This is a genomic window from Phenylobacterium sp. P4_E10 (assembly GCF_056401675.1).
In genome coordinates, this window is sequence record NZ_JBFUIW010000010.1 from 135184 (window position 1) to 150615 (window position 15432).

Genomic DNA, 15432 nt, shown 5'->3' on the forward strand with positions numbered 1-15432 from the left:
CCGCTTAACTCAGGAAGAGGGAACTTGGGCCTTGGCGAAGCCGGCCCAGCAGTCGTCGTAGTCGAGCTGATGAAGCGGGGTTTCGACGGCAAACTTCGTGGCTCGGATCACCCAGCGGCTTTCGAACATGAAGGCCATGGTGTTCTCGATCTTGTGCGGCGCGAGGTTGGAGGCGACGGCCTTCTCGTAGCTCTCGCGGTCTGGACCATGGCCGCTCATGCAATTGTGCAGCGAGGCGCCGCCCGGGGCGAAGCCGCCGGCCTTGGCGTCATAGGCCCCATGGATAAGGCCCATGAACTCGCTCATCACGTTGCGGTGGAACCACGGCGGGCGGAACGTGTGCTCGGCCACCATCCAGCGCGGCGGGAAGATCACGAAGTCGCAGTTGGCCGTGCCGGGGATCTCGGACGGCGAGGTCAGAACGGTGAAGATCGACGGGTCCGGGTGGTCGTAGCTGACCGTATTGATGGTGTTGAAGCGGTCGAGGTCGTACTTGCAGGGCGCGAGCGTCCCATGCCAGGCGACGACGTCCAGCGGACTGTGATCCAGCGTCGTAGCCCACAGGCCACCCTGGAATTTCTGAACGACTTCCGTAGGTTCGTCGCGATCTTCAAACCAGGCGGCGGGGGTCTGGAAGTCGCGGGAGTTGGCTAGGCCGTTGGCGCCGATGGGGCCGAGTTCCGGCAGACGGAAGCTCTCGCCATAGTTTTCGCAGACATAGCCGCGGGCGGCCGGACCGGTCAGCTCAACACGGAAGCGCACCCCGCGCGGGATCAGCGCGATCTCGCCAGGCGACAGCTCGATGCGGCCGAGCTCGGTGGCCAGTAGCAAGCCGCCCTCCTGCGGGACAATCAGCAGCTCGCCGTCGGCGTCGCAGAACACCCGGCTCTGCATCGAGCGGTTGGCGGCGTAGAGGTGGATGGCGATGCCGGCCTGGGCCGAGACGTCGCCGTTGCCGGCGTAGGTGGTCAGGCCGTCGACGAAATCCGTGGGCTCGGTCGGCAGCGGCAGCGGGTCCCAACGCAGGCGATTGGGGCTGGGCGGGACCTCGTCGAACGGGCCTGAGCGCAGCAGTTTGCCGCCAATGAAGGGGGCGAACGGCGAATGGCTTGCGGTCGGGCGCAGGCGGTACAGCCAGGAGCGCTTGTTCTCATGGCGCGGCGCGGTGAAGGCGCTGCCCGATAGTTGCTCGGCGAACAGGCCGAACGGCGTCTTCTGCGGCGAGTTCTGGCCAACAGGCAAAGCCCCGGCGACCGCCTCGGTCGCGAAGCTGTTGCCGAAGCCGGACATGTAGTTCAGCGGCATGGTCTTCTCCACGGCCGGTTTCCCCCTCCGTCGCGCTGCGCGCGCCACCTCCCCCGGTGGGGGAGGAACTGGTCCCTCAAGATGCTCCCCCGCCGGGGGAGCTGTCAGCCATAGGCTGACTGAGGGGCCCTGCGGCTCCTACTGGGCCGCATCGACCTTGATGACGCCGCGACGGATCTGATCGAGCTCAATGGACTCGAAGAGGGCCTGGAAGTTGCCATTGCCGAAGCCTTCGTTGCCCTTGCGCTGGATGATCTCGAAGAAAATCGGGCCGAACAGGTTCTCGGTGAAGATCTGCAGCAGGATGCCTTCGTCGCCGACATTGCCGTCGATCAGGATGCGGTTCTTGCGCAGGCGGTCGAGATCCTCGCCATGACCGGGGACGCGCTTGTCGACCAGCTCGTAGTAGGTCTCGATGGTGTCCTGCAGGTTCACGCCGCGGGCGCGCAGGGCCTCGACCGTCTCGAAGATGCTGGCGGTGGTGAAGGCCAGGTGCTGGATGCCCTCGCCGTTGTACTCACGGATGAACTCTTCGATCTGGGACTTGTCGTCCTGGCTCTCATTCAGCGGGATGCGGATGGCCTTGTCGGGCGCGATCATTGCCTGGCTGAACAAACCGGTCGCCTGGCCCTTGATGTCGAAGTACTTCTGCTCTTCGAAGCCGAAGATCTGGTTGTAGAAGCTCGACCAGGTGCGCATCTGGCCACGCTTGACGTTGTGGGTCAGGTGGTCGAGCAGGTCGAGGCCAACGCTGTTCTTGAGCTCGGCCATGGCGGCGCCGGGGATCTGCTCCCAGGCGTCGTAGATCGTGCCTTTGTCGCCGAAGCGGTCGATCAGATAGAGCAGCGAGCCGCCAATGCCTTCCAGCACATAGGCGTCCGGCAGGGCCGAGGCCGAGGCGTCGGCCGGCTTGGCGCCGCGCGAGAGGGCCAGCTCATAGGCGGCCTTGGCGTCGGCGACGCGGAAAGCCATGCCGTTGGCCGAAGGACCGTGGGCGGTGCGGAAATCCGCCACTTGGCCAGTCGGCTCCAGATTGACCAGCAGGTTGATGCGGCCCTGCTTGTAGCGGGTGATCGCCTTGGTCGGATGCTTCGAATAGGCGGTGAAGCCCAACTGCTCAATCAGCTGGGTCATGCGCGCCGGATCGGGGCTAGTGAACTCGACAAATTCGAAGCCGTCGAGGCCGATTGGGTTTTCCGGGGTCACGGTCATGTCAGGCGTCTCCCTGCAGGCAGGCGCCGAGCGCCTGCACAAATGGCTGGACGGTGTCGGCGGTCAGGCCGGCGATGTTGATGCGGCCGGAACCGGCCATGTAGACGGCGTGATCGCGGCGCATGGCCTCGACCTGCTCGGGGCTGAGCGGCAGCAGGGCGAAGAGGCCGTACTGATCGCGCAGCGGTTCAAGGCGCGGATCAGCCTCGGCCAGGGCGGCGCGCACGCCGTTGAGGCGCTCGCGCATGGCGCCAAGTTCGGCGCGCCATTGGGCGGTCAGCGCTTCGGATTCCAGGATCACCCGCGCGGCCGCAGCGCCGTGGTCCGGCGGCATCGACCAGGCGCAGCGGGCGAGCTGGAGGATGTTGGAGCGGACGATGTCTTGATGGCCACGAGCGCGGACGAACAAGGCGCCGGTGCGCTCACGATAGAGGCCGAAGTTCTTGTCGCAGGAATAGGCGACGATGGCGGCGTCGCTGGCCTCCATGATCAGGCGCATGCCGGCGGCGTCCTCGTCGAGGCCAGCGCCGAGGCCTTGATAGGCCAGGTCAATCAGTGGGACAGCGCCGCGCGCCGACAGCAGGGCCGCGACCTGCGCCCACTGCTCCAGCGAAAGGTCCGCGCCGGTCGGGTTGTGGCAGGCGCCGTGAAGCAGCACGAGGTCGCCGGCCTCGACCTTGGCCAGGGCGGCCATCATCTCGTCGAAGCAGAGCCGCTGGGTGGCGGCGTCGAAGTAGCGGAAGGTCTCAACGACGAGGCCGGCCTGGCGGAAGATCGGCGCGTGGATCGGCCACGAGGGCGTGCCCATCCAGATGCGCGCGCCGGGCGTGCCCGCGTTTGCCAGCTCGGCCGCCAGGCGCAGAGCGCCGGTGCCGCCGGGGGTCTGGACAGCGAACAGGTCGGCGCCGGCTGCACCTTGGCCGAACACCACCGGCGCAATGGCCTCCAAGAAGCCGAAGTCGCCTTCCGGCCCGAGATAGGCCTTGGTCGGCTGGGTCTGCAGCAGGATCTGCTCAGCGGCCTTGATCGAGGCGAACACCGGCGTGTCGCCCGCAGCGTCGCGATAAACGCCGACGCCGAGGTCGAGCTTCTCCGCGCGCGGGTCGTTCTTATAGAGCGCGATCAGGGAGAGCAGCGGGTCGGGCGCCTGGGCTTTCAGACCCGCAAACAGCGACCGCACGGGGGCGAGCACCTCAGTCATTTCACCAACCTCCTCAATCTCGGAAGGATTTTATGCGAGGAGCGCGATATGCGGCTTTCAATCTCACGGCGATTTGGCAATCTTCTGGTGAAACGTTTCACGCGATGGCCGGTTCATGAAAGACGACCTTCAACTTGACGAGATCGACCGGAAATTGCTTCGCGCCCTGCAGGCGGACGCCTCGCTGAGTCACGCTGCCCTGGCTGATCAGGTGGGAGCCTCGCCGGCCTCCTGCTGGCGGCGGATCAAGGCGCTGGAGAACGCCGGGGTGCTGCGCGAGTCCGTGCGACTGGTCGACGCCGAGAAGGTCGGCCGGGGCGTCAACGTCATGTGCCAGCTGCGCATGAAATCGCACGCAGCAGGACCGCGGCAGGAGTTCGAGGCCTTCCTCAGGTCACGGCCGGAGATCATGGAGTGCCACTCGATGTCGGGAGAGTGGGACTACCTGATGCGCGTGGTGGTGTCGGACGTGGCCGGCTACGAGCGCTTCCTGATGGGCGTCGTGTTAAACCACCCGAACGTGGCGACGGCGGCCTCGCACTTCGCCCTGAACCAGGTCAAGTACACGACGGCGATGCCGGTATAGCCTTCCGCGCCTTGACCACTACGGTCCTCGCCCGCCAAAGCTGCACCTGAAGATCAGCAGCGAGGCCGCCCGTGAATCCCTTCCCCGACGACATCTTCACTGAACCGGAGGACGTCGATCCGGACGGGCTGGCCAATCTGGGTCCACTGCGGCGGCTGGCCGGAGTCTGGGAGGGGCGCAAGGGGTTTGACGTGAACCCCAAGGCGGACGGTCCGGAGCGGCGCGAATATGTCGAGCGCATCGTCATGCGGCCGATCGATCCGCAGGCCAATGGCCCGCAGCTGTTCTATGGCCTGCGCTACCACGTGCGCGTCGTTGCGGTTGGCGAGGAGACCACCTTCCACGACCAGGTTGGCTACTGGCTGTACGAGCCGGCGACGGGACTGATCCTGCAATCGCTAGCCATTCCCCGCGGACAGGCGGCGCTAGCCGGTGGCGCGGCGACCGAAACCGGCATCGTGGTCAGCGCGCAACGCGGCGACACCCAGCACGGGATCGTCTCGACGGCGTTCCTGGAGCACGCCTTCCGCACCGACTCCTACCGGCTGGAGATCACCTTCCACGAGGACGGCGACTGGAGCTACGTGTCTGACACCATGCTGGCGGTGCGCGGCCAGGAGGGCCTGTTCCAGCACCGCGACCGCAACACCCTCACCAAGATCGCAGAGCCGATCGGCAATCCGCTGATGCGCCGCGAGGACGGACTGGACCTCTAACGGGCCGCATCCAGCTCCTTCAGCCAGGCCAGGATCAGCGGGGCCGCGGCGAGCATCGACGGATCGTGGCCGACCGGACCGACATCGACCGCGGCGGCGTCGGCGCCTCGGGCGCGCATGGCCGCCGCGGCCGTGAGCGCCTCTTGCGGGACCACATCGGCATCCTCGGAGCCGTAGTAGAGCCGGACTGGAGCTTTGGGCGTGAACTTCGTCAGCCCGTTGGCGGCGAAGCTCTCCAGGAACCAATGCGTTCCACCATGGTCGTAGGCGTCGAGAAACTGCGGGTTGAACATCCGCCGCGGCTCGGCCGGAAGGGCCTCGACGATCTCATCGGGTTTGGCGCCAGCGAACAGGCGTCCGACCAGGGCGGCGTATTGCGGCGTCAGCACGCTGTCGAGACGGTGGCCGTAGTAGGCCGACTGCCCCCAGGCCGCATAGGCGAGATAGAGCGAGTGGGACTTCGAGCCGCCCTTCATCGCGGCCGGCAGCGAAACCCCGCGCAGATCGACCGGAGCGGCGACCGGGGCCGCGGCCAGGACCGACCTGCCCTGCGCCTCGAGCAGCCGCATCGCCGCCAGGCTGGCCCAACCGCCCTCAGAGAAGCCGGAAAGGAACACCGGGGCGTCCGGGACGCTCGAGATCTGCTGGGCGGCCGTGATCATGCCGACCACCGCCGGGCCGATGGCGTCCGCCACATAGTAGGGATGCCGTCCGGGAGACCCGCCCATGCCCGGGTAGTCCGGCGCAACCAGCGCATAGCCATTGCCGGCGAACAGGATGGCGGCGGCCAGGCCGGTCCCGTCGGGTTTGGACGGCGCCGCATCACGGGTGGTCGCCGTACCGTGCTGGAAGCTGGCCAGCCGCCGCGCGGGCGCGCCGCGCGGCACGGCGAAGAGCCCGGTCAGCCGTACGGGCCGTCCGTCGGGGGCAAGGCCGGGATACTCCATCCGGTAAATATCGACAGCATGGTGGACGCCGACGCCCTTCACGCCGGATAGCGCCAGTAGCAGGCGCGCCTCCAGGGTCGAGATCGAGCGGAGCGGCGTCAGCGTGACCGCCTTGGGCGCCTCCAGCGAAGCCGGTCGCATGCAGCCCGCCAGCAGCACTGCGCCGAGCAAGACCGCAACGACGCTGCGCATGGGCTTCTCCGTCCGTTAGTCGAAGTGCAGCAGCACCGCGGTGGCGTCGTCGCAGGTCTTGCCGCGGGAGTAGGCGTCGCAGCTCTCGTCCATCGCTTCCAGTCCACGCAGCTCGGCCAGGAGCGGCGTCAGCCCGCTGGCGATGGCCGCGCTCATCAGGCTGTCGTCGTCATAGCGCCCGAACACATCGACCAGGCGGTAGAAGCCGTCGGACATCAGAAGCACCTCGATGGTCGAGGAGGCGTCGACATACGTTGTCTGCAGATGCGGCACGCCTGCGCCGGACAGATCGAGGATCCAGTAGCCCTCCGGGTGGTTCATCATCGCCCGGTGGCTGCGCACCAGATCCACGACCGCCTCCCGCGCCTGCGCGAGCGAAAGCCCATTGGCGCGGTGTGACGCCAACGCCTCGGCCAGGGCGGCATCGAGCTGTGCGACGCCGGAGCTCCCGAAGCGGCGCGCGCCGGACGCGCCCGAACGCCAGAGGATCGTGCAGTCGCCGAGATTGGCCAGCTCCAACGTCTCGCCCCGCCGACGGGCGGCGACGAAGCTCGCCGACGGGAGCTCGACGGGGGCGACCGCGTCGAGGTCGCAGAGCGCGCGGGCCCGTGCGCCAACTTCCGCCAGCGCTCGGCGCAGCACCACCGCCGCCTCATGCAGGGGATCGTGCAGGGTCCGTAGAGCATGATCCACCTGCTGGACCAGCCATGCGGCGTCGGAGGTCGGAGACAAGCGCTGCCGCGGCCAGACGCCAGTCGCGCCGTCCATCACCCAGACCGCGCCCTCGGCGTGGCCCCAGCAGTCTTCATTAAGCGTCGTTCCAGGTTCGCTCAGAGCCTCGATCACGCGCAGCACGGACGCCTCCGCCCACTTGAGTCTGGCGCATCCTACACCCGGCGTCAGCTGCGCGAAGGTCCGAACCGCGCCACCAGATCGTAAGCCTCGCCGGGGAAGAGCTGGCGCACTCGAGTGACCCCCTCTCCCGAGCGCCATGTCCGGCGCTCAACCGCCAGGCAGGCGCTGCGGGCGGGAATGGCCAGCAGCTTGGCGGTTTCCGCATCCGCCGGCAGGGCGCTGATGCGGTTCTCCGCCTCGGTCCAGGGAATGTGCTCAAGCAGCCAGGCCCCCGGTGATATCTCAGAGAAATCCATCCGCGCGGCCTCCGGCGCGGTTCGTAGGCTGATCACGCGATCCTCCAACGCAAAGGGCTGTCCCCCCGCGAAATGGACCCCGCGAAGCGCCAGGAGGGTGCGGCCTCCCGCAAGCTCCACCTCATCGGAGCCTTGGGCGGCGCGCCGGACGCAGGAGACCAGCTCAAAGCGATAGGCCTCCCCCCTCCCCTCGATCTCGGATCGAAGGTCGGGGATGTCGAGAACCGCCGAATGGACCCGCGGCCGGGCCACGAATGAGCCGGCCCTGCGACGGCGCTCGATCAGGCCGGCCTCGGCCAGGGCGGTAATCGCCTTGGAAACGGTCATCCGCGAGCAGCCGTATTGCTCGGTGAGTTCGTGCTCAAACGGGATGCGGTGGCCCGGGCCCCATTCGCCTGAGAGAATCTTGGCCTCGATGTCGGTGCGGATCCGCTGATGAAGAGCGGCGGGCGCGTCGACCTCCGCGACCGGTGTCGGCTTGTTCACGAAAGCACCTTCACTAGGACCTGCCGGTAGCGCGCGGAAATCTCCTCCCGGCGATGGTGACGACCATTTGTGACCAGCTTCGCGCCAGCCCGCCAGACGCCATCGATCAGGTCGCGCCGGCCGGCGAAGATGTAGCTGTCGAGGACCGCATCGCCCACGCGGCCGGCGATGGCGGGATGGTCGCTCGCCAGGCTGACGATGTCGGCGCTCGCCCCGACCTTCAGTCCAGCTTCGACGCCCATAGCCTGGCCGCCTCCGGCCAGCGCCATCCGATAGAGCGCCGCCCCCGTGGAGCCGCCGGTCTCGGCGGCCAAAACGTTGCGGCTTCGGCGCGACAGGCGCTGGCCGTACTCCAGCAGCCGCAGTTCCTCGGCCGCGTCGATCAGGACGTTGGAATCCGAACCGACACCGAGCCGGCCGCCCTGCGCCTGGAACTCCATGGCCGGGAACAGTCCATCGCCGAGGTTGGCCTCGGTGATCGGGCAGAGCCCCGCGACCGCGCGACTGAGAGCAATGCGTTCGGTCTCCTCAGGCGTGATGTGAGTCGCGTGCACCAGGCACCACTTGGGGCCGACGTCGAGGTTCGCCAGCAGCCATTCCACCGGCCGTGCGCCCGACCAGGCCTGACAGCCTGCGACCTCTTCGGTTTGTTCGGCGATGTGGATGTGGATCGGGGCGTCGCCAGCCAGATCGACGAGGGCGTGGAGTTGCTCGGGCGTGACGGCGCGCAGGCTGTGGGGCGCCAAGCCGACGATCGCGCCTTCGAGACCCACGACAGCGGCGCGGCTGGCCTCGATCAGGCGAGCGAAACCGTCGATGTCGTGGATGAAGCGCGCCTGGCCAGCAGTAGGCGCCAGACCGCCGAACCCAGAGTGCGCGTAGAACACCGGCAGCAAGGTCAGTCCGAGGCCGGCCTCATCAGCGGCCTCGGCGATGCGGACCGCCATCTCGGCCGGGTCGGCGTAGGAGTGGCCATCGAGGTCGTGGTGCAGATAGTGGAACTCGCCGACCCGGGTGAAACCGGCTTCCAGCATCTCGGCATAGGCCTGGGCGGCGATGGCCTGGACCTCGTCCGGCCCCAGCCGCTCGAGGAAGCGGTACATCACTTCGCGCCACGTCCAGAAGCTGTCGGCGGAGGGGCCGCGATGCTCGGCCAGACCAGCCATTCCGCGTTGGAAGGCGTGGCTGTGCAGGTTGGGCAGACCGGGCAAGGCTGGGCCATTGGCCGCTTCATACGCCGCTCGCCGGGCGCCCACATCAATGGCGAGGATCGCCCCGTCCCTGACGGTGAGCCGGACTTCACGCGCCCAGCCAGTCGCCAGCAGCGCGCTTTCAAACCAGATCGTCTTCTCGACCACTGGACAAGCCTCCTTGCTCGGTCATATGTCTATACATAATGGGGCGCACAGGGAAGGAGGCGGCGATGCGATGCGATCGGATCTGGCGGAACGCCCGGCTCGCGACCCTGGCAGGCCCTGGACTGGGCGAGGTCGAAGACGGCGTCGTGGCCGCGCGTGACGGCCGGATCCTCTATGCGGGAGCGGCCGACGAGGCCCGCACCCTGGACGCCATGGAGACCGTCGATTGCCAGGGGCGTTGGATCACGCCCGGCCTGATCGATCCGCATACTCATCTCATTTTCGGCGGCGACCGAGCCCACGAATTTGAACTCCGGCTGGCCGGCGCCTCCTATGAGGAGATTGCGAAGGCCGGCGGCGGCATCGTCTCGACCATGAAAGCTACCCGTGCGGCGAGCGAGGACGCACTGGTCGCCGGCGCCCTGCCGCGCCTGGATGCGCTGATCGCCGAGGGCGCCACCACCGTCGAGGTGAAGTCGGGCTATGGGCTGTCACTTGAGCACGAGCTCAAGTCGCTTCGCGCCGCCCGCCAATTGGCTGCGCAGCGCGGCGTGCGTATCCGGACGACCTTCCTCGGTGCGCATGCGCTACCGCCGGAATATTCTGATAATCCGGAAGGTTACGTCGATGTCGTCTGCCACGACATGATCCCAGCCGTCGCCGCCGAGGGACTGGCCGACGCGGTCGATGCATTCTGCGAGGGGATCGGGTTTTCGCGCGAGCAAACGCGGCGGGTATTCGAGGCCGCTCGCAGTCACGGACTGCCTGTGAAGTTGCACGCCGAACAGCTATCCAACTTGCACGGCGCGCGGCTGGCGGCGGAGTTCGGCGCGCTTTCGGCCGACCATCTCGAGCACCTGGACGCGGAAGGCGTCGCCGCGATGGCGCGGGCCAGCGTCGTCGCCACCTTGCTGCCCGGCGCCTATTACTTCGTGCGCGAGTCCAAGCTGCCGCCGATCGCGGCACTGCGCGCCGCGGGGGTGCCTATCGCCCTGGCCACTGACTGCAATCCCGGCACCTCGCCCCTCACCTCGCTGCTGCTGACCATGAACATGGGCGCGACCCTGTTCCGGCTGACCGTCGAGGAGTGCCTGGCAGGCGTGACGCGCGAAGCCGCCCGCGCTCTTGGCCTGCTGGCCGAGACCGGAACCCTGGAGACCGGCAAGGCCTGCGACCTGGCAATCTGGGACATCGAGCGCCCAGCCGAACTTGTTTATCGCATGGGGTTCAATCCGCTACATGCGCGCGTGTGGAGTGGAATATGAGCGACGTCGTGATGCGCCCCGGCGCGGTGACCCTGGCCGAGTGGCGCGCGATTTATCGCGGCGCCCGCGCGAAGCTTGATCCGTCGTCCGCGCCTGTGATCGCCGAGAGCGCCGCAGCGGTGGAGCGCATCCTGGCCAGGGGCGAGCCGATCTACGGGATCAATACCGGCTTCGGGAAGCTGGCCAGCGTCCGCATCGAGGCGGCGGACCTCGAAACCCTGCAGCGCAACATCGTGCTTTCGCACGCCGCAGGCGTGGGCGAGCCCTCGCCCATTCCAGTGATCCGGCTGATGCTGGCCTTGAAGCTGGCGAGCCTGGCGCAGGGCGCGTCCGGCGTTAAGCCGGCCACCACCGCCTTGCTGGAAGCCATGATCGCCATGGAGCTGACGCCCGTGGTGCCGGCGCAAGGCTCGGTCGGCGCGTCAGGCGACCTCGCGCCGCTGGCGCATATGGCGGCGACAATGATCGGTGTCGGGGAAATCTTCGCGGGCGGCGCACGCCTTCCGGCGGCGGAAGCGCTTGCGCAAGCCGGCCTCGCACCGCTCACGCTCGGCCCCAAGGAAGGCCTCGCCCTGCTGAACGGAACCCAGTTCTCGACCGCTAACGCCCTGGCAGGCCTGTTCGAGGCCGAGCGTCTGTTCCAGACGGCGCTGGTGACCGGCGCGCTGTCTACGGAGGCGGCGAAGGGCTCAGACACGCCGTTCGACCATCGAATTCACGCGCTGCGCCGTCACGTCGGCCAGATCGAAACCGCCGACGCCCTGCGCGGCCTGATGGCGGGCTCGGCGATCCGCGCCTCGCATCTCAAGGACGACGAGCGGGTGCAGGACCCATACTGCCTGCGCTGCCAGCCGCAGGTGATGGGCGCCGCCCTCGATGTGCTGCGGCAGGCGGCGACGACGCTGGCCACCGAAGCCAACGGCGTCTCGGACAATCCTCTGATCTTCCCGGACACCGACGAAGCGTTGTCGGGCGGCAACTTCCACGCTGAGCCAGTGGCCTTCGCCGCCGACATGATCGCCCTGGCGGTCTGCGAGATCGGCTCGCTGTCGGAACGCCGCATCGCCATGCTGGTGGACCCTGCGTTGTCCGGCCTGCCGGCCTTCCTCACCCCAAAGCCCGGCCTGAACTCGGGTTTCATGATCCCCCAGGTCACGGCTGCGGCGCTGGTCTCGGAGAACAAGCAACGGGCCTATCCCGCCAGCGTCGACTCGATTCCGACCTCGGCCAACCAGGAGGATCACGTCTCCATGGCCGCTCACGGCGCGCGCCGCCTGCTGCCGATGGTGGAGAACGCCTCGGCCGTGCTGGGGATCGAACTGCTGGCCGCCGCCCAAGGCTGTGATTTCCACGCGCCGCTGACCTCAAGCTTAGCGCTGGAGGCGGTGCGCGCCTGCGTGCGGGCCCATGTCCCGCACCTCGACGACGACCGTCACTTCCATCCGGATCTCGAAGCGGCCAACGCCCTGGTGCGGAGCGGGCAGGCCATCGCGGCCGCGGCGGGCGCCCTGCTGCCGGACATCGCCTGATGGGCTGGCTGGAGGTTCATCGTGGAGAGGCGCCGCTGATCGTGAGCTTCCCACACACGGGGACCGAGATTCCTGCGGACATCGAAGCGCAGCTAGTCTCTCCATGGTTGGCGCGCAAGGACGCGGATTGGTGGATTCATCGGCTCTACAGTTTCGCCACGGAACTGGGCGCCACCACTGTCCGCACCGCGATCAGCCGCACGGTCATCGACGTGAATCGCGATCCCTCAGGCGCGTCGCTCTATCCGGGCCAGGCTACCACCGAGCTCTGCCCCACAATGACGTTCGACGGCGAACCGCTCTATCGAGGCGCGGGGCCTGGTGAGTCCGAAATCGCCCGACGTCGCGCCACCTGGTTCGCGCCGTATCACGCCGCGCTTGAGGCCGAGGTCGCCCGCCTGCGTGAGCTCCACGGCACGGTCGTTCTCTATGAGGCGCATTCGATCCGCTCGCTGATCCCGCGGCTATTCGAGGGGGCGTTGCCTAACTTCAATCTCGGCACCAACTCCGGCGCCAGTTGCGCGCCCGCGCTTACGGACGCCGTGGAGCGGGCCTGCGACGGGAGCCGGTTCAGCCGGGTGACCAACGGCCGCTTCAAGGGCGGCTGGACCACGCGCCACTACGGGCGACCGCAGAACGGCGTCCACGCCATCCAGATGGAGCTGGCTTGCCGCGGCTACATGGACGATCCGGCCGCGCCGCCGACGCCGCAAAACTGGCCCGCCCCCTACTCCGAAACCCAGGCCGCGCCGATGCGCGCGGCGCTTACCGATGTTCTGAAGGCGTGCCTCGTCTTCGCTCAAGCCTGAGACAATCCATGACCCGCCTCGACAAGACCCGCGTGATCCGCCCAGCGACCGGTACAGAACTATCCGCCAAGAGCTGGCTGACCGAAGCACCGCTGCGGATGCTGATGAACAACCTGCATCCGGACGTGGCCGAGCGGCCTGAGGAGTTGGTGGTCTATGGGGGGATTGGTCGCGCCGCGCGCGACTGGGAGAGCTTCGACAAGATCGTCAAGACCTTGCGCCGCCTTGAGGACGACGAGACTCTCCTGATCCAGTCGGGCAAGCCGGTCGGCGTGTTCCGCACCCACGCCGACGCCCCTCGGGTGCTGATCGCCAATTCGAACCTGGTCCCGCGCTGGGCGACCTGGGACCACTTCAACGAACTCGATCGCAAGGGACTGGCCATGTATGGCCAGATGACCGCGGGCTCTTGGATCTATATCGGCGCCCAGGGCATCGTACAGGGCACCTACGAGACCTTCGTGGAGATGGGCCGCCAGCACTACAACGGCGACCTCTCGGGCAAGTGGCTGCTGACTGCGGGCCTCGGCGGGATGGGCGGGGCTCAGCCGCTGGCGGCGGTCATGGCCGGCGCATCGTGCCTCGCCATCGAGTGCCAGCCGTCCAGCATCGAGATGCGGCTACGCACTGGCTACCTCGACCGTTCGACCGACAATATTGACGAGGCCCTCGCCTGGATCGAGCAGTCTTGCCGCGACAAGACCCCGATTTCGGTTGGCCTGCTCGGCAACGCCGCCGAATTGCTGCCGGAGCTGTTCACGCGTGGTGTCCGGCCCGACCTGCTGACGGACCAGACCTCGGCCCACGATCCGATCAACGGCTACCTGCCGAGAGGCTGGAGCCTGGAGCGCTGGTACGCCATGCGCGATCAGGATCCGAAGCAGGTCGAGGAAGCGGCCCGCGCCTCGATGGCTGAGCATGTTCAGGCAATGCTGGACTTCCAGGCGGCAGGAGTGCCGACCGTCGACTACGGCAACAACATACGCCAGATGGCCAAGGAAGAGGGGGTCGCCAACGCCTTCGATTTTCCAGGTTTCGTGCCGGCCTATATCCGGCCGCTCTTCTGCCGCGGCATCGGACCTTTCCGCTGGGTCGCGCTCTCCGGCGATCCGGAAGACATCGCCAAGACCGACGCCAAGGTGAAGGAGTTGATCCCCGACAACGCGCACCTGCACAACTGGCTCGACATGGCCGGCAAGAAGATCAAGTTCCAGGGCCTTCCGGCGCGGATTTGCTGGGTCGGACTAGGAGATCGCCATCGCCTCGGCCTGGCCTTCAACGAGATGGTGGCCAAGGGTGAGCTGAAGGCGCCGGTGGTCATTGGCCGCGACCATCTGGATTCGGGGTCGGTCGCCTCACCCAATCGCGAGACCGAGGCCATGCGCGACGGCTCCGACGCAGTCTCCGACTGGCCGCTGCTGAACGCGCTGCTCAACACCGCGTCAGGGGCGACCTGGGTGTCGCTGCATCACGGCGGCGGCGTCGGCATGGGGTTCTCCCAGCACGCCGGAATGGTGATCGTGTGTGACGGTACGCAAGCCGCGGCCAAGCGTATCGAGCGCGTGCTCTGGAACGATCCGGCAAGCGGGGTTATGCGCCACGCCGACGCCGGCTATGAGATCGCCCTGGATGTCGCCCGTAAAAAGGGCCTCGATCTGCCGGGTATCCTCGACTGATGCAGATCTTGCGCGCCGCCGATCGAACGGCCTCGCCCTGGAAGAACGGCGGCGGCGTCACCTGGGAAATCGCCGTCTCGCCCGACAGCGCGATGTTCGACGGCTTCGATTGGAGGCTGAGCATCGCGGAAGTGGCGTCAGGCGGGCCATTCTCGTTGTTCCCGGACGTCGATCGCGTGCTGACGGTCATCAGGGGCGACGGGCTGCACCTGCAGATCGCGGGCGAAGACTCCGTGGTTTTGAGCCAATCCTCTCCGCCATTAGCCTTCCCCGGTGACGCCGCTTGCACAGCGGACTTGGCGGGAGCGCCGATCCGGGATCTGAATGTGATGGTCCGCCGCGGCGTATTTCGGGCGGTGGTCCGACGCGCCGATGGCCCGCTCGAACTCACGTATTCCTGTGAGGTCTTGGCCGCCCTCGCAATGGAGGCGACCGAGATCAACGGCCATCAGCTTCATAGCGAAGATCTGGCGCTTGCAGGCACAAACGAACGGCTTCAGCTCGGCCCTGGCCCCTTCTTTGTCATCGAACTCGCGCGGGCCTAATCGGGAAGGACTTCAACCAGCTCGATCCGGAACTCCAGCGGTGTGCTCGGCGGAATGATGTCCTTGCCGGCCGCGCCATAGGCATACTCGGGCGGCAGCCAGATGATCCATTCATCACCCGGGCGCATCATGGGAAGCATCGTCGTCCATCCCGAGATGAGCCGGTTCAACGGAAACGTCGCCGTGCCCTCTGGACCGTCCTTTGAGGAATCGAAGACCTGACCATTCAGGAACTTGCCCTCGTAGCGGACTTTGATCGTGGAGGTACGGCGCGGCTTAGACCCGTCGGCCGGCCCTGATTTCAGCACCCTGTACTGAATGCCCGGGATCGTGTGGACACCCGCAGCCTTCGCGTTGTCTGCGAAGAAGGCAGCGCTCGCGTCCTGCGCAAGCGCCGGCGTGCCAAGCGCTAGAGCAAGGATCAAACCGATCGCAGTCCTCATGACGTCCCCGC

At 67.3% G+C, this 15432-nt stretch carries 15 protein-coding genes; 7 read left to right on the top strand and 8 right to left on the bottom strand.

What is annotated here, in order from left to right; all coding sequences use genetic code 11:
- Window positions 1-9: 9 nt before the first annotated feature.
- From hmgA to AC1DQJ_RS13450, 3 genes are all read right to left on the bottom strand, one after another.
- Window positions 10-1305 (bottom strand): homogentisate 1,2-dioxygenase, encoded by a 1296-nt coding sequence (gene hmgA / locus AC1DQJ_RS13440; protein WP_477604118.1) that lies wholly within the window; start codon window positions 1303-1305, stop codon window positions 10-12.
- 138 nt (window positions 1306-1443) lie between these two features.
- Window positions 1444-2517: a 4-hydroxyphenylpyruvate dioxygenase gene (gene hppD / locus AC1DQJ_RS13445; RefSeq protein WP_477604062.1), complete on the bottom strand. Its 1074-nt coding sequence runs from the start codon at window positions 2515-2517 to the stop codon at window positions 1444-1446.
- A gap of 1 nt (window position 2518) precedes the next feature.
- Window positions 2519-3718: an amino acid aminotransferase gene (locus AC1DQJ_RS13450; RefSeq protein WP_477604064.1), complete on the bottom strand. Its 1200-nt coding sequence runs from the start codon at window positions 3716-3718 to the stop codon at window positions 2519-2521.
- A 115-nt stretch (window positions 3719-3833) separates the two neighbouring features.
- On the opposite strand from AC1DQJ_RS13450, the gene AC1DQJ_RS13455 reads away from it, so the two are divergent.
- Window positions 3834-4304 carry an Lrp/AsnC family transcriptional regulator gene (locus AC1DQJ_RS13455; RefSeq protein ID WP_477604066.1) on the top strand — a complete coding sequence of 157 codons (471 nt, stop codon included), beginning with the start codon at window positions 3834-3836 and terminating at the stop codon, window positions 4302-4304.
- A gap of 71 nt (window positions 4305-4375) precedes the next feature.
- Window positions 4376-5020, top strand: a complete 645-nt coding sequence (locus AC1DQJ_RS13460; RefSeq protein WP_477604068.1) for a heme-binding beta-barrel domain-containing protein — start codon at window positions 4376-4378, stop codon at window positions 5018-5020.
- Here the strand turns inward: AC1DQJ_RS13460 and AC1DQJ_RS13465 are convergent.
- The 4 genes from AC1DQJ_RS13465 to AC1DQJ_RS13480 are packed head-to-tail and all read right to left on the bottom strand — an operon-like array spanning window position 5017 to window position 9154.
- A complete protein-coding gene (locus AC1DQJ_RS13465) occupies window positions 5017-6159 on the bottom strand; it encodes a lipase family protein (RefSeq protein ID WP_477604070.1) in 1143 nt (380 codons plus the stop codon). The genes AC1DQJ_RS13460 and AC1DQJ_RS13465 overlap by 4 nt on opposite strands.
- Window positions 6160-6174: 15 nt before the next feature.
- Window positions 6175-7014 carry a hypothetical protein gene (locus AC1DQJ_RS13470; protein ID WP_477604072.1) on the bottom strand — a complete coding sequence of 280 codons (840 nt, stop codon included), beginning with the start codon at window positions 7012-7014 and terminating at the stop codon, window positions 6175-6177.
- A gap of 44 nt (window positions 7015-7058) precedes the next feature.
- Window positions 7059-7796 (bottom strand): histidine utilization repressor, encoded by a 738-nt coding sequence (gene hutC / locus AC1DQJ_RS13475; RefSeq protein WP_477604074.1) that lies wholly within the window; start codon window positions 7794-7796, stop codon window positions 7059-7061.
- Complete coding sequence (locus AC1DQJ_RS13480; protein ID WP_477604076.1) at window positions 7793-9154, bottom strand: formimidoylglutamate deiminase; 1362 nt, start codon at window positions 9152-9154, stop codon at window positions 7793-7795. The genes hutC and AC1DQJ_RS13480 overlap by 4 nt, the downstream gene beginning before the upstream one ends.
- 65 nt (window positions 9155-9219) lie before the next feature.
- On the opposite strand from AC1DQJ_RS13480, the gene hutI reads away from it, so the two are divergent.
- From hutI to AC1DQJ_RS13505, 5 genes are read left to right on the top strand one after another with little or no spacing between them, the layout of a single operon-like run.
- Window positions 9220-10419 (top strand): imidazolonepropionase, encoded by a 1200-nt coding sequence (gene hutI / locus AC1DQJ_RS13485; protein WP_477604078.1) that lies wholly within the window; start codon window positions 9220-9222, stop codon window positions 10417-10419.
- Window positions 10416-11948, top strand: a complete 1533-nt coding sequence (hutH, locus tag AC1DQJ_RS13490; RefSeq protein ID WP_477604080.1) for a histidine ammonia-lyase — start codon at window positions 10416-10418, stop codon at window positions 11946-11948. Before hutI ends, hutH begins: the two co-directional genes overlap by 4 nt.
- Window positions 11945-12757: an N-formylglutamate deformylase gene (gene hutG / locus AC1DQJ_RS13495; protein ID WP_477604120.1), complete on the top strand. Its 813-nt coding sequence runs from the start codon at window positions 11945-11947 to the stop codon at window positions 12755-12757. Before hutH ends, hutG begins: the two co-directional genes overlap by 4 nt.
- Window positions 12758-12765: 8 nt before the next feature.
- Window positions 12766-14433 (top strand): urocanate hydratase, encoded by a 1668-nt coding sequence (gene hutU, locus AC1DQJ_RS13500; protein ID WP_477604082.1) that lies wholly within the window; start codon window positions 12766-12768, stop codon window positions 14431-14433.
- Window positions 14433-14978 (top strand): HutD/Ves family protein, encoded by a 546-nt coding sequence (locus AC1DQJ_RS13505; protein ID WP_477604084.1) that lies wholly within the window; start codon window positions 14433-14435, stop codon window positions 14976-14978. Before hutU ends, AC1DQJ_RS13505 begins: the two co-directional genes overlap by 1 nt.
- On the opposite strand, the gene AC1DQJ_RS13510 is transcribed toward AC1DQJ_RS13505, so the two are convergent.
- Window positions 14975-15421: an FKBP-type peptidyl-prolyl cis-trans isomerase gene (locus AC1DQJ_RS13510; protein ID WP_477604086.1), complete on the bottom strand. Its 447-nt coding sequence runs from the start codon at window positions 15419-15421 to the stop codon at window positions 14975-14977. The genes AC1DQJ_RS13505 and AC1DQJ_RS13510 overlap by 4 nt on opposite strands.
- Window positions 15422-15432: the final 11 nt, after the last annotated feature.